Genomic DNA, 12,350 nt, shown 5'->3' on the forward strand with positions numbered 1-12,350 from the left:
TATGAAGTTGGATTTATGGAAATGGGAAATGCTTCTTCAAGGTCGAGAATTTAGAAATAAAACAAATGACAACTGGCAAAAATTGATGGATTGGTCCGATTTTATTTCAACAGGTTTAAGCGCGATTTATGTCTATGTAAATAAAGCGGATGCTACCTTAAATAACAAAATTGATACCGTGGATAAAGCAGTAAATGCAAGGGTTAATGAGCTGATTAGCGGGACAGAGCAGCTAAGTGAAGTGGTTGATGCGAGATCAGATGCGTTTGGTGCACGATATCCTGTGCTAAGAGAACGTTTAAACCAAGAACAGCTTAACTTTAGCAAAAAGAGCACGATTCAATTTGATGCGAGTACTATCATAAGTATGGAAAAACAAGATATTGGGCTGCTAACAAGTAAAAAAATCTCAGAAGCGCAAACCGTATGTTTTTTAAATATATCAAGCCTCGATGAAGAAGCAGATATTGTTCTTGAAAAAACAGGTGAGACAAGCTTCTCAGACAATTTAACGAGCCTAGTCTTTGCGAAAATTGGAACGAATGAACGCTACCAAATGGAGCCAGTTGGTGCATAAAGGAGGAGTGAGCGATGACTGAAATAAAGCGAATGCTACAGACAAAAGAAGATAATTCAAAAGAACAATTTTATCCAGAGACGCATGTTGCGGGGATTGTCGGGTTGACAGAATATGTGTCAGGTCAGCTTCCGACGGGTGTGGTCAGTGTGAATGGTAAGGCAGGTCGCGTGTTACTGGATGCTGAAGACGTTCACGCTGCAAAAAAAAGCCACACCCATGAAGTCGCAACATACACTACGGATGGCTTTATGAGTTCTTTTGATAAACAAAAGATTGATCAATTAGTTTCACCGGAAGCTGGCGTGACAAGCATAAATGGTAAAACAGGGATTGTTGATTTATTCGCATCGGACTTAGATGCAGCAGAGATAAACCACACGCATGCAGAAGCAACTACTACAGAAAGCGGTTTTTTATCAATCGACGACAAAGAAAAATTAGATGCGATACAAGTAATCGCGCTGGAAACTATTAAGGAGGTTATAGAATGACTAAAATTGTAAAAATGTCAGAGAAGAATGAACATGGAACTCTAGAACAATTCTATCCAGAAACACATGCAGAGGCTGTTAAAGGACTTGTGTCGGTTTCAGAGGAAGAGAAAACAATTTGGGATCAAAAGGAAAGTACGGCGGGTGCAGAGCAAAAAGCAAACACAGCCTTAAATAGTGCTAAAGATTATGTGGATACGATAGGTGAAGGAACGGTGATTTTTAAAGGCGCTAACCTTATGGGAGCTGGCCAATCATTTAAATGGGACGCTTCTAAACTGAAATTTGGGATGACTTTGTTATTTAGTCGCTATGATGCGGCAAATAATACACCGCAAGATTATTATTATCATTCTGTATTCTTATCTAAGGCACAATTAGTTGAGCTTGCAGGAAAAGGTATTTTAGTTCAAATGCCATCAACGACTTATGGAGATCGAAAATATCTGTATGTTTCAACAACTGGGTTATCTGGACATTTTGATAATTCGAATTATGCGGCTTGGGCTCTGCGCCAAGTAACAATTATGTAACTAAAAAGGAGGTTTTCCATGGAAGTCATACTAAAATTCGGGATTTTAGGTTTTGGCGCGATATTTGGATACTTGTTTGGGGAAGTGGATTTATTGGTAAAAGTGCTGGTGTGCTTTATTGTAGCTGACTATATTTCTGGGCTACTCGCTTCAGGGTATCTTGGGGAACTTAGCAGCAAAATGGGTTTCAAAGGAATCGCGAAAAAAATCGCTATCTTAATTTTAGTGGCTATTGCGCATCAAATAGATTTGATTCTGGGAACGCATAATACAACGCGGGATGCGGTTATCTTTTTCTATTTAGCGAATGAGCTGATTTCTATCTTGGAAAATTTCGTTCGAATGGGAATGAAGGTCCCGGAAGTATTGAAAAATTTAATTTTGATTTTCGATGCAAAGTCAGGAGAGGATGAGGAAAAACATGACAAAGATATGGATTGACGCTGGACACGGTGGTAAGGATTCAGGTGCGAGTGGTAATGGACTTGTTGAAAAAAATTGGGTACTAACTGTAGCAAAACAACTTCAAACAGAGTTAGTTAAAGCCGGTTTTGAAGTGGGAATGACAAGAACAAATGATACATTCTATGAATTAAGTGATCGTGCGAAGAAGGCGAATAGTTTTAAAGCTGATTTATTTATTTCGCTTCATTTTAATGCTGGTGGCGGTAAAGGATATGAAGATTATATTTACACATCCGTCCCGGCTGCAACGGTAGAAATACAGAAAATAATTCATAAAAATATTATTACTAAAGTTACTAAACACGGAATGAATGATCGTGGAATGAAGAAAGCTAATTTCGCTGTATTAAGAGAAACAGCAATGGATGCTATCTTACTTGAAGCTGGATTTTGCGATAGCACTGATGCATTAATTCTTGAGAAGAAAGCTTATCAAACTGATTATTGTTTAGGAATTGTATCAGCAGTACAAGAGATTTTTGGGGCTATGGTAACAAAATATAGGGCAGGCAAATATTTGACAAGTGACGATGCTATATCAGGCACAAATATTAAAGGATATTTAGAAGCAGGAACAAAGGTTTTTGTTTATAAAGAAACAGAAAAAACGCTTAATTTAACTACTACAAAGGGTGTTCCAGGAAGCTGGGTTTTAAAAACAGAAGTTAATACAGGAAAAAGATAAAAAAAGGAGCGGCCAATTTGGCTGCTCCTTTTTCTCAATTAACTTCTCTTCCGCAAAACATAAAGCGCAGTAGTTGTTAAAATAACACCAAATACAGTTGCCAATCCAGCTGTATCACCAGTTGTTGGTAAGGAAGTATTGGAAGAAGTTCCTGTTGTTGATGTGTTTGATGTCGTAGTTGTAGGATCTTCGGTAGTAGTAGTTCCGCCGTTTGTGCCGGATCCGTTACCGTTGTTTGTTCCACCATTACCATCCGTTCCTCCGTTATTTCCGTTTCCATTACCATTGTCCGTGCCGCCGTTTCCATTATCTGGAGGAGTCGTTGCCGCAGCTTGAACCGTTGCTTGGAAAGTGGTGCTGTATCCGTTCGGGTCAGTGATAGTTGTTGTGATTTGGTCGCCTTTTTTAAGGTTTAAAGATGTTACATCTACGGAAAACTTGCCATTTGCGTCAGCTGTTGCGTTAGGTCCGGCAGCAAGCGCCATTCTTGCGTTAGCAGTTGCCTTTTGAACGGAAACTGTAGCTCCTGGTAAAGTAGTTCCAGTTAGAGTTTTGTCTTTTTCGGCTAGTTTGTTGATTTTTGTTGCTTCTTTGATGGCTTTGATAGCTGCATCTTTGGTTTCTTTGTCGATTTCAGCTTGGGATTTGTAGACTTTACGTCCTTCTTTTTGAGCTGTAATGACTTTTCCAGCAGCTTTTTGGTCTTTGATGTAGTTGATGAATGTTTCAGTATCTGGGTCGATTGCAGTTACTAGATTTGCTTTTTTGAAGGCTGAGAATCCGTCGCCGCCGCCAAATAGGAAGTCATTGATTACGACTTTGTATTTTTGGTCAGCTTTTAAAGTAGTTCCGTCTTCTGTTGTAACGCTCGCAACTTTGTAAGCATGGTCTAGATCATCTGTATCTGTGAAAGTGTATTTTAGGCCAGAAATTTGTAGGAAATAAGTTTGGTTGCTTAAATATTGTTGGTTTAGAGCTTCCAAAATATCAGCACCAGTCATTTCGACTACTTGAAGAATGTTACCAAATGGTTGAACAGCTTGAGCCGCGCCCCATGTGATTTCGTTTTGGCCATTTGCAAGACGAGTAGTAAGGTCAGAACGAATTCCGCCGTTGTTAGTCATAGCAAAGTCGACATCGGCGCCGGCTTTATTTGCCATGTAACGTTGCGCATCCGTAATCATATTACCAAGCTCTGATTCTTTATCATCAATTGCTTTGTTATCTGGATTGGTGTCACGAGAAATAACGTCTTTATTCGCTAGTCCGATAGTTTCGTTGATAACCCCTTCAATGCGGCTTTTCGCATCTTCAGTTACTGCTGTAATATCGGCATTTGGTGTGACGCTTCTCGTGTTGTATGTAATTTTAGCGTCAGGTGGTGAAACGAAATCGCCAGTTGTTTTATCAAGTTCGCCAGTTACGTCTGAAAAAGCTTTACCATTGTTGTAACTTTGGACGATACGAGTTTTGCCAACTAATCCGTTTGTGTATTGGTGATTGTGACCAGCAAGGACTAAATCGACCGAGTTATTTGGGTCTAATTCGTTTGCTTTTGTCATCATATTGGCAGCTTCGCCAGCTACATCTTGTTTTGTTCCAGTATTTGGATTTCCAGTGGAAAGTGCGGGAACGTGAGATAAAACAACGATTGCGTTAACGCCTTGGCCTCTAAGTTCAGCAGAGTATTTGACGATTGTTTCTGCTTCGTCAAGGAAATCGTAGTCTTTAATATGATTCGCAAGAACTAAGTTAGGAATTTCTGTTGTAACGATACCGATGAAGCCAACTTTGACGCCATCAATTTCTTTTACATAGTATGGTAAAAAGCCTTCTGCGACTGTGTTTGTTCCTTTGTTGACTACGTTAGCTGCGACGATTTTCATGTCACTTTTAACGCGTGGATAAGCTTCTACGATTGGTCCGAATTTGTTTGTAGAAACTCCGTCCAAAATTCGTTTGTATTCAGGTAATCCTTCATCAAATTCATGGTTACCTAATGTGCCGACTTCGAAATTCATTTTTTGGAGAACTTTCATCGTTGGCTCGTCTTGAAGTAAACCTGATACTGCTGGACTTGCGCCGACCATGTCGCCCGCTTGAACACGGATAGCATTGTCAGTTGTCGCCCCAGGATTTGCCTGTAAAAATGAGTTAGTGGCATTATCCAAATTGGTAGCTAAGTAATCTGCTCCGCCAATTGGTGAGCCTGATGCATCTTTAGAGGCTGTTTCAAGCGCTCCGTGGAAATCATTTATTCCCAAAATCTGAATGGGAACTGTATCCGCTGCTGCTTGTGCTGTTGTCCCGGTGAATGGTGCTGTAAGTCCGATTGTGAGCCCTGCTACGAGTAAAACATGTGTAGTTTTCTTGAAAAATTTGTTCACTTTCACACTCTCCCTTTTTTCGCCAGTGGCAATTTTGTAAGCGCTAACTCATAGGTGCCTAGCTATAATTGTAGCAAAGAGGAATCACCCTAGCAATAGGAAATATGGATTTTGTGTAAATGTAATGATAAAATTTGGCTATATTTTCATTTCGATGGAAAAAAGGGTAAACTAGAGAAAAAGGAGGGGTAAGATGGATATCTCAAGTACGGAAATATGGGATGCAATTAGGAGAAATAGTTATTTGCTATATTATCAACCAAAAGTAGATGCGAAAACGAATAAAATTATTGGTTTTGAAGGTTTGATTCGATTAAAAACGGCAACAACCATTTTGACTCCAATTGATTTCTTTGATGATATTGTCCTTTTAAATGCAACGCGGGAAATGCAAGATTTTGTTGCTGAAACAGCGATAAAACAGATTAATCAGCTAGGAGGACGTTTTTCAATTTCGATTAATATTCCGGCACATTATGTAGCGAGCAGTACGTATATGACTTTTTTACATGATTATGTGAAAGAACATTTAAAGTATCCGGAATGCTTAGAAATAGAAATTATCGAACGGGGGGAAATAACGGAACTTGCTATCGCGGATAAAAACTTACGAAAAATAAAAGACCTTGGTGTCAAAGTGAGTATGGATGATTTTGGAAAAGGTTATAGCTCGCTTGCGTATTTGCGTAGCTTACCGATTGATATTGTGAAAACAGATATGTCATTTATCGCGCTTTTAAAAACAGATCGAAAACAACAAATTATTATTCGAGCAATTGTTAATTTGTGCCACGATTTAGGCGGGAAAGTGGTTACAGAAGGTGTTGAAGATATTGAACAAGTGGAAAAATTACGGGAAATGAAAGTAGACTATTTCCAAGGTTATTATTTTAGTCGACCACTACCGATGGAAGATATTAAAGAAAAATATTCCTTTGTGTGAGATTTATAAATAAAAAATTGGTTGGTGTGAGAATGGTAATTTACCAAATTCACACCAACCAATTTTATTTTATTTGATTAAATTATTTGAAGCATCTTTTACAACCACATCATGCGCGCCGCCTTCTACGATAGAAGTGGACGAAACAAGGGTGATTTTTGCTTTTTGTTGTAATTCAGGGATATTGAGCGCGCCGCAGTTACACATTGTAGAGCGGACTTTGCTAAGGCTGATTGCAACATTGTCTTTCAAAGATCCAGCGTAAGGAACATAAGAATCTACGCCTTCTTCAAAAGATAATTTCTTGTCGCCTCCAAGGTCATAACGTTGCCAGTTGCGCGCGCGGTTAGCTCCTTCGCCCCAATATTCTTTCATATACGTACCATTTAAATTCACTTTGTTAGTAGGGCTTTCGTCAAAACGGGAGAAGTAACGGCCAAGCATGATGAAGTCCGCACCCATTGCTAGAGCTAGCGTCATGTGGTAGTCATAAACAATTCCACCATCAGAACAAATCGGAATATATACACCAGTTTCTTCAAAATATTCATCGCGAGCTTTAGCCACATCAATTAGCGCAGTTGCTTGCCCGCGGCCGATACCTTTTTGTTCACGCGTGATACAAATGGAACCACCACCAACGCCAACTTTAACGAAATCTGCGCCAGCTTCTGCAAGATAACGGAAACCATCGCGGTCAACAACATTCCCTGCGCCAACTTTGACCGTATCGCCGTATTTACCGCGAACATAGTCAAGTGTGCGTTTTTGCCATTCGGAGTAACCCTCAGAGGAATCGATACAAAGAATATCTGCGCCAGCTTCAACTAGAGCGGGAACACGTTCTTCGTAGTCGCGCGTATTAATACCAGCTCCAACAACGTAACGTTTGGAGGAATCAAGTAGTTCTAATTTGTTTTCTTTATTGGAGTCATAGTCTTTGCGGAATACCATGTGGACTAAGTTTTTATTGTCGTCTACAAGTGGTAAGGCATTTAATTTGTTGTCCCAAATAATGTTGTTAGCTTCTTTTAAAGTGGTCGATTTGTTGGCAGTAACTAATTTTTCGAAAGGAGTCATGAAATCTGCTACTTTTTCATCAGGGCTCATGCGCGTTACGCGGTAGTCGCGACTTGTCACGATTCCTAGTAATTTACCGTGCGCTGTGCCGTCTTCTGTAACTGCAACTGTGGAATGACCAGTTTTTTCTTTTAAATCAAGAATGTCTTGAAGGGTTTTGTCTGGGCTGATGTTGGAATCGCTAATAACGAAACCAGCTTTATGATTTTTCACGCGGGAAACCATTGCCGCTTCACTTTCGATGGACTGGGAGCCGAAAATGAAAGATACGCCACCTTCTGTAGCAAGAGCGATCCCCATATTATCATCAGAAACAGCTTGCATAATTGCGGAAACAAGCGGAATATTCATTGTGATTGCAGATTCTTCACCCTTTTTAAATTTTACGATTGGTGTTTTTAAGCTAACGTTTGTTGGAACACATTCAGCGGATGAATAGCCTGGAACAAGTAAAAATTCACTAAATGTGCGGGACGGTTCTTCAAAATAAAATGCCATTATTTCCACTCCTTCTTCTATTTTTAAATGAATTTATAAAATATCTTTATTATTTCAATAACTGGCAGGAAAGTCAATGATTGGGGGAGCTTTTTTAGGAATGTTTCTGGACGTTTTCTTTTGGTTGATGAGTGGAATAGATGGAAGGTAGAGAAACTTTGGCGAAGGAGGTAATCAGATGGACGAGGAAACGCTGCTTGAGCGAGGCTACCGTAAGTATCGCGGGGCGGATATAGATATTTATTTTAATACAAATGTTTGCGAGCATTCGGGTAATTGTGTAAAAGGTAACGCAGAACTTTTTAATTTGGAACGAAAACCGTGGATTATGCCAGATAATGTATCGAAAGAAGAGGCAAAACGGGTGATTCATACTTGCCCAAGTGGAGCGCTTCAATATATAGAGAAATAGGAGGAGATTAAATGGAATATAAAAATGGTGAAAATAGAATTTATGCTGTAAATGATGAAGGCGTAGAGGTTGGCGAAGTGACTTTTGTGCCAACTGGGGAAGATATGTTTATTATTGACCATACTGGCGTGGATGATGCGGCTCGTGGTCAAGGAATAGCCCAAGAACTCGTGAAACGTGCGGTTGAAAAAGCAAAATCAGAAGGGAAGAAAATTGTTCCGCTTTGTCCATTTGCAAAAGCTGAGTTTTCTAAGAAGCCGGAATATCAAGAAGTAGAAGTATCTAAATAATAAGCGTAGACTGGGTTTTCTGCCCGGTCTATTTTTTTATAAAATAATTTTTGGGATTTCAGTTTTCTCTTCTTGACATCTGCTTTGTTTCAGTGTATCTTTAATTCACAGTAAACTTATAGGAATAATAGTATTACGTTTTCTTATCAAGAGTGGTGGAGGGAATCGGCCCAGTGAAGCCCAGCAGCGGAGCGCAAGTTCTATGCTAATTCCGATCAGAAGTAATATTCTGGCAGATAAGTAGTAGCTTTTAATGAGGCGCTTCGATTCTGACCAAAAAACAGAGGAAGCGTTATTTTTTAGCGCTTAAAGAGGGGAGTTTTTGTTAGATGAAGAAATTTTTATTAGTAGCGGTTATCTCGGTTTTTGCCTTGGTGTTAACGGCTTGCGGAGGCTCTGGCGCTAGTTCAGACAAAGCAAACGGTTCCGGCAAAGCGAAAGACGGCGGCTCTCTAATTATCGGTGTTACTGGAGATCCAGAAGTTATCAATCCGAACTACGCTTCTGACCGTGTAACATTAACGATTCAACAAGCTGTATACGCACCGCTATTTTGGGAAGTTGACGGGAAACCGGCACTTGCAAAAAGCTTAGATATTTCAGATGACAACTTAACTTACACTGTGAAACTAAAAGATGGTTTAACTTGGCACGACGGTAAACCTTTAACTGCAGATGATGTAGTATTTACTGTAAATTCTATTTTAGATACAAAACAAAACAGTCCGAACCGCGGCAACTTTGTTTTTGACAATAAACCTGTAAAAGTAGAAGCAGTAGACGACACAACGGTTAAATTTACATTACCGACTGTTGCTCCAGCCTTTGAAAATACAATTAAAACTTTCTTCCCAATTCCAAAACATATTTTTGAAGGGGTAGAAAACATCGAGAAAAGTGATAAAAACAAAAATCCAATCGGCTCAGGTCCGTACAAATTTGTTGAATACAAAACAGGCGAATACGTTTCCTTAGAAAGATTCAACGACTACTTTGACGGCAAACCAAAATTGGATAAAGTTACTTTCCGAATCACAAAAGACCAAAACGCAGCTAATTTAGCCCTGCAAAATGGTGAAATCAACTTAAAATCCATTCAACCTTCTGATAGAAACAAAGTAGAGAAAGCGAGCGCGGTAAACATTATCACTTACCCAGAAAATCGCTTAAGCTATGCGACATTCAACGAAAACCAACCAGCACTTAAATCAAAAGAACTTCGCCAAGCCCTTTCTTATGCGCTTGATCGTGAAGAAATCATTGATGCGGCTTACGGTTCAGATGAATACGCAAAACCAGCTTCCTCGTTCCTAACAGAAAACACGAAATATTTCACGGATAAAGTAGAAACATACGATCAAGACATTGCCAAAGCGAAAAAATTAGTAAAAGAAAGTGGTTTTGATACAAGTCAAAAACTAACTGTTTACTATTTAAACAACAGTAAATCACAAGAAAGTATCGCGCTTTACTTGCAACAACAATACAAAGAAATCGGCGTGACACTTGATTTGAAACCAACTGATCCAAATGCACTTAGCAACATTACACTTGACCGTAAAAACGCAGATTACTCCATCGCTCTTAATGGTTATATCATGGGGAACGACCCTGATGCATATAAATCCCTATATCTAAGCGATGCGCCATACAATTACTCGAACTACCACAACAAAGACCTAGACGCACTTTGGGAAAAAGGTGCTGTAACAGCTGACGACAAAGAACGTCAAGAAATCTATGAAAAAATCCAAAACACAATTGCTGATGACGCTGTAATTTATCCAATTTCTTATGATAATGCAGTGCTAGCTCTTGATAGCCGTTATGGTGGACAAAAAGCTGCAACACCACAACCAGTAACAATGTTCCGTGATCTTTCTAAACTATATTTAACGGAATAATAATTAAAAATCATTCGTAAAAAATCTGGCCTGCCATGCTTGTATTTGGCAGGTTCAGATTTTTACTTGTCATTTTTAGTGTTTTAGATAGGAGATAAATTATGCTAAAAACAATCATAAAACGCGTATTGCAAATTATTCCGATGCTATTTATTATCTCGATTATTTCGTTTGCACTTATAAAATTAGCGCCCGGGGATCCCGTGAATTCTTTTGTTACACCTGATATGAATCCTGACGATGTGGAGCGGATTAGACAAAGTTTAGGGCTGGATCAACCAATTTATGTACAATATTTTATTTGGCTTGGAAATTTGTTGCAGGGAAATCTTGGTTATTCGATTGTGAATAGTCAGCCAGTTTTGCAACAAATTTTAGAGAGAATTCCGGCGACACTTGGTTTGGTGGGAACTTCGCTCGTTCTGACGCTATTATTATCGATTCCACTTGGTTTGGTTGCAGCAAATTATGAAAACACGTGGATTGATAAAATATTAAACGGGATTTCATATATTGGGATTTCGATTCCAATTTTTTGGTTTGGGATGATTTTAATAGATGTATTTTCGATTCAGCTAGGTTGGCTTCCAAGTCTAGGGATGCGAACGATTGGGGTCGACTCTTTTTGGGATATGGCGGAGCATGCGATTTTACCAGTTATAACGCTGACTTTCCAAGGATGTGCGGCATATTATCGTTACGTCCGCTCGAATACAATCAATCAATTAAAAGAAGAATATGTTTTATTTGGTTATGCGAAAGGTCTATCCAAAGTGCAAATTATGGGGCATCATGTCTTGAAAAATTCCTTGCTGCCAGTTATAACGCTACTTGGAATGTCACTTCCGCAAGTCATTACAGGCGCTTTTATTACCGAAAGTATTTTTTCATGGCCGGGAATGGGATCGCTTGGAATCAACGCGATTTTCCAACTAGATTATCCGGTTATTATGGCGATTACGCTATTTTCAGCGCTGTTATTAATTATCGGAAACTTGCTGGCCGATTTAGCTTATATGATTGTCGATCCGCGGATTAGGGAAATGGGGTGAGGAATTCATGATGCGATTAGATTTTTCGAAAAAAACAATGCAAGATTTCGAGCGGGATGCAGAAGTCGTTCACGCAACACGAGAGCGGAGTTTTTGGCGCTTTATGCTTGCTGACCGCCGCGCTGTTTTTGCGACGAGTGTGCTGATACTTATTACGGTGGCTTGTATTTTTGCGTTCCTTTCGCCTTATGACCCTAATGCTCTTTCCGTTCAGGACAAACTGATGCCGCCAAATTCGTCGCACTGGTTTGGGACGGATGACCATGGTCGGGATTACTTGACGCGTGTCTTGTACGGTGGCCGGGTTTCGCTACTTGTCGGTGTGTTTGCGATGATGATTGCCGTTGTCGTTGGAACGCTCGCTGGGACAGTTAGTGGCTACTTTGGTGGCTTCATTGACAATATGGTGATGCGTTTTCTCGATATTTTCATGTCGATTCCGTCATTTTTCCTACTAATGATTTTAAATGCCTACCTAAAACCGGGAATTTCAAATATTATTATCATTATCGGATTGCTTTCTTGGATGGAAGTGGCGCGGATAGTCCGGGCAGAAACCCTGACGCTAAAAGAACGTGAATTCATTTTGTATTCTAAGTCTTCGGGCGGCGGATTTTTCCACATTATGTTCAAGCACATTATTCCAAACGCGATGCCATCGATTGTTGTTGCAGCTTCATTAAACGTCGCTACAGCCATTTTAACCGAGTCGGCACTAAGTTTCCTTGGCCTCGGCGTTCAACAACCTAACGCTTCGTGGGGCAGCATGCTGAACAATGCGCAAGGTTACGTCGGCGAAGCAACTTATTTAGCGCTTTTCCCAGGATTATTAATTTTAATGACGATTCTTTCATTTAACGTTCTTGGCGATGTGCTGAGAAAAGGCTTGTCACGTAGATACTAATTTTGAAAACACTTTGATTTTTTAAGTCAAAGTGTTTTTTTGTTTTTTAAAGAAAATGTACTTAAAATAGAAGCGTAAAAAACGTGTTTCAGCCAATTTTCAAAGGATAAATTCACAAAACGCTCA

Annotated in this window: 13 protein-coding genes and 1 riboswitch; of the genes, 11 read left to right on the forward strand and 2 right to left on the reverse strand. The window is 39.6% G+C overall.

What is annotated here, in order from left to right; translation table 11 throughout:
* The first annotated feature begins 1 nt into the window (after position 1).
* From CKV70_RS00615 to CKV70_RS00635, 5 genes are read left to right on the forward strand one after another with little or no spacing between them, the layout of a single operon-like run.
* On the forward strand, positions 2–577 hold the full coding sequence (locus tag CKV70_RS00615; RefSeq protein ID WP_009931689.1) for a hypothetical protein: 576 nt from the start codon (positions 2–4) through the stop codon (positions 575–577).
* Positions 578–591: 14 nt separating this feature from the next.
* Positions 592–1,071 carry a hypothetical protein gene (locus CKV70_RS00620; RefSeq protein ID WP_009931691.1) on the forward strand — a complete coding sequence of 160 codons (480 nt, stop codon included), beginning with the start codon at positions 592–594 and terminating at the stop codon, positions 1,069–1,071.
* A complete protein-coding gene (locus CKV70_RS00625) occupies positions 1,068–1,604 on the forward strand; it encodes a hypothetical protein (RefSeq protein WP_003732226.1) in 537 nt (178 codons plus the stop codon). The genes CKV70_RS00620 and CKV70_RS00625 overlap by 4 nt, the downstream gene beginning before the upstream one ends.
* 18 nt (positions 1,605–1,622) lie before the next feature.
* Positions 1,623–2,045 carry a phage holin family protein gene (locus CKV70_RS00630; RefSeq protein ID WP_003721755.1) on the forward strand — a complete coding sequence of 141 codons (423 nt, stop codon included), beginning with the start codon at positions 1,623–1,625 and terminating at the stop codon, positions 2,043–2,045.
* Positions 2,026–2,754 (forward strand): N-acetylmuramoyl-L-alanine amidase, encoded by a 729-nt coding sequence (locus tag CKV70_RS00635; RefSeq protein WP_010989349.1) that lies wholly within the window; start codon positions 2,026–2,028, stop codon positions 2,752–2,754. The genes CKV70_RS00630 and CKV70_RS00635 overlap by 20 nt, the downstream gene beginning before the upstream one ends.
* 38 nt (positions 2,755–2,792) lie before the next feature.
* Here CKV70_RS00635 and CKV70_RS00640 read toward each other — a convergent pair whose 3' ends face one another.
* The gene (locus tag CKV70_RS00640) at positions 2,793–5,147 is read right to left on the reverse strand and encodes a bifunctional metallophosphatase/5'-nucleotidase (RefSeq protein WP_014930794.1); all 2,355 of its coding nucleotides are present in this window, start codon (positions 5,145–5,147) and stop codon (positions 2,793–2,795) included.
* 187 nt (positions 5,148–5,334) lie between these two features.
* Here CKV70_RS00640 and CKV70_RS00645 point away from each other — a divergent pair, with 187 nt between their 5' ends.
* Positions 5,335–6,084, forward strand: coding sequence for an EAL domain-containing protein (locus CKV70_RS00645; protein ID WP_014600380.1), 750 nt, complete (start codon positions 5,335–5,337; stop codon positions 6,082–6,084).
* 69 nt (positions 6,085–6,153) lie between these two features.
* Here the strand turns inward: CKV70_RS00645 and CKV70_RS00650 are convergent, their stop codons facing one another.
* Positions 6,154–7,662, reverse strand: coding sequence for an IMP dehydrogenase (locus CKV70_RS00650; protein WP_003721759.1), 1,509 nt, complete (start codon positions 7,660–7,662; stop codon positions 6,154–6,156).
* A gap of 178 nt (positions 7,663–7,840) precedes the next feature.
* Here CKV70_RS00650 and CKV70_RS00655 point away from each other — a divergent pair, with 178 nt between their 5' ends.
* The 5 genes from CKV70_RS00655 (at position 7,841) to CKV70_RS00675 (ending at position 12,224) form a co-directional block, all read left to right on the forward strand.
* Positions 7,841–8,074 carry a (4Fe-4S)-binding protein gene (locus tag CKV70_RS00655; protein WP_008946537.1) on the forward strand — a complete coding sequence of 78 codons (234 nt, stop codon included), beginning with the start codon at positions 7,841–7,843 and terminating at the stop codon, positions 8,072–8,074.
* A gap of 11 nt (positions 8,075–8,085) precedes the next feature.
* Complete coding sequence (locus CKV70_RS00660) at positions 8,086–8,364, forward strand: GNAT family N-acetyltransferase (protein WP_014600381.1); 279 nt, start codon at positions 8,086–8,088, stop codon at positions 8,362–8,364.
* Between the two features lie 140 nt (positions 8,365–8,504).
* Positions 8,505–8,607: riboswitch (SAM riboswitch) on the forward strand.
* 86 nt (positions 8,608–8,693) lie between these two features.
* On the forward strand, positions 8,694–10,268 hold the full coding sequence (locus CKV70_RS00665) for an ABC transporter substrate-binding protein (protein ID WP_003732232.1): 1,575 nt from the start codon (positions 8,694–8,696) through the stop codon (positions 10,266–10,268).
* 101 nt (positions 10,269–10,369) lie between these two features.
* The gene (locus CKV70_RS00670; RefSeq protein ID WP_014600382.1) at positions 10,370–11,320 is read left to right on the forward strand and encodes an ABC transporter permease; all 951 of its coding nucleotides are present in this window, start codon (positions 10,370–10,372) and stop codon (positions 11,318–11,320) included.
* A gap of 10 nt (positions 11,321–11,330) precedes the next feature.
* Positions 11,331–12,224 carry an ABC transporter permease gene (locus CKV70_RS00675; RefSeq protein ID WP_003724035.1) on the forward strand — a complete coding sequence of 298 codons (894 nt, stop codon included), beginning with the start codon at positions 11,331–11,333 and terminating at the stop codon, positions 12,222–12,224.
* Positions 12,225–12,350 lie beyond the last annotated feature (126 nt).

The organism is Listeria monocytogenes (assembly GCF_900187225.1).
In the GTDB taxonomy this organism is placed as follows: domain Bacteria; phylum Bacillota; class Bacilli; order Lactobacillales; family Listeriaceae; genus Listeria; species Listeria monocytogenes.

Excerpts from the sequence above, each read along its gene's own strand:
- CKV70_RS00615 (WP_009931689.1), top strand. The coding sequence starts at position 2 with ATGAAGTTGGATTTATGGAAATGGGAAATGCTTCTTCAAGGTCGAGAA.
- CKV70_RS00620 (WP_009931691.1), top strand. The coding sequence starts at position 592 with ATGACTGAAATAAAGCGAATGCTACAGACAAAAGAAGATAATTCAAAA.
- CKV70_RS00625 (WP_003732226.1), top strand. The coding sequence starts at position 1,068 with ATGACTAAAATTGTAAAAATGTCAGAGAAGAATGAACATGGAACTCTA.
- CKV70_RS00630 (WP_003721755.1), top strand. The coding sequence starts at position 1,623 with ATGGAAGTCATACTAAAATTCGGGATTTTAGGTTTTGGCGCGATATTT.
- CKV70_RS00635 (WP_010989349.1), top strand. The coding sequence starts at position 2,026 with ATGACAAAGATATGGATTGACGCTGGACACGGTGGTAAGGATTCAGGT.
- CKV70_RS00645 (WP_014600380.1), top strand. The coding sequence starts at position 5,335 with ATGGATATCTCAAGTACGGAAATATGGGATGCAATTAGGAGAAATAGT.
- CKV70_RS00650 (WP_003721759.1), bottom strand. The coding sequence starts at position 7,662 with ATGGCATTTTATTTTGAAGAACCGTCCCGCACATTTAGTGAATTTTTA.
- CKV70_RS00655 (WP_008946537.1), top strand. The coding sequence starts at position 7,841 with ATGGACGAGGAAACGCTGCTTGAGCGAGGCTACCGTAAGTATCGCGGG.
- CKV70_RS00660 (WP_014600381.1), top strand. The coding sequence starts at position 8,086 with ATGGAATATAAAAATGGTGAAAATAGAATTTATGCTGTAAATGATGAA.
- CKV70_RS00665 (WP_003732232.1), top strand. The coding sequence starts at position 8,694 with ATGAAGAAATTTTTATTAGTAGCGGTTATCTCGGTTTTTGCCTTGGTG.
- CKV70_RS00670 (WP_014600382.1), top strand. The coding sequence starts at position 10,370 with ATGCTAAAAACAATCATAAAACGCGTATTGCAAATTATTCCGATGCTA.
- CKV70_RS00675 (WP_003724035.1), top strand. The coding sequence starts at position 11,331 with ATGCGATTAGATTTTTCGAAAAAAACAATGCAAGATTTCGAGCGGGAT.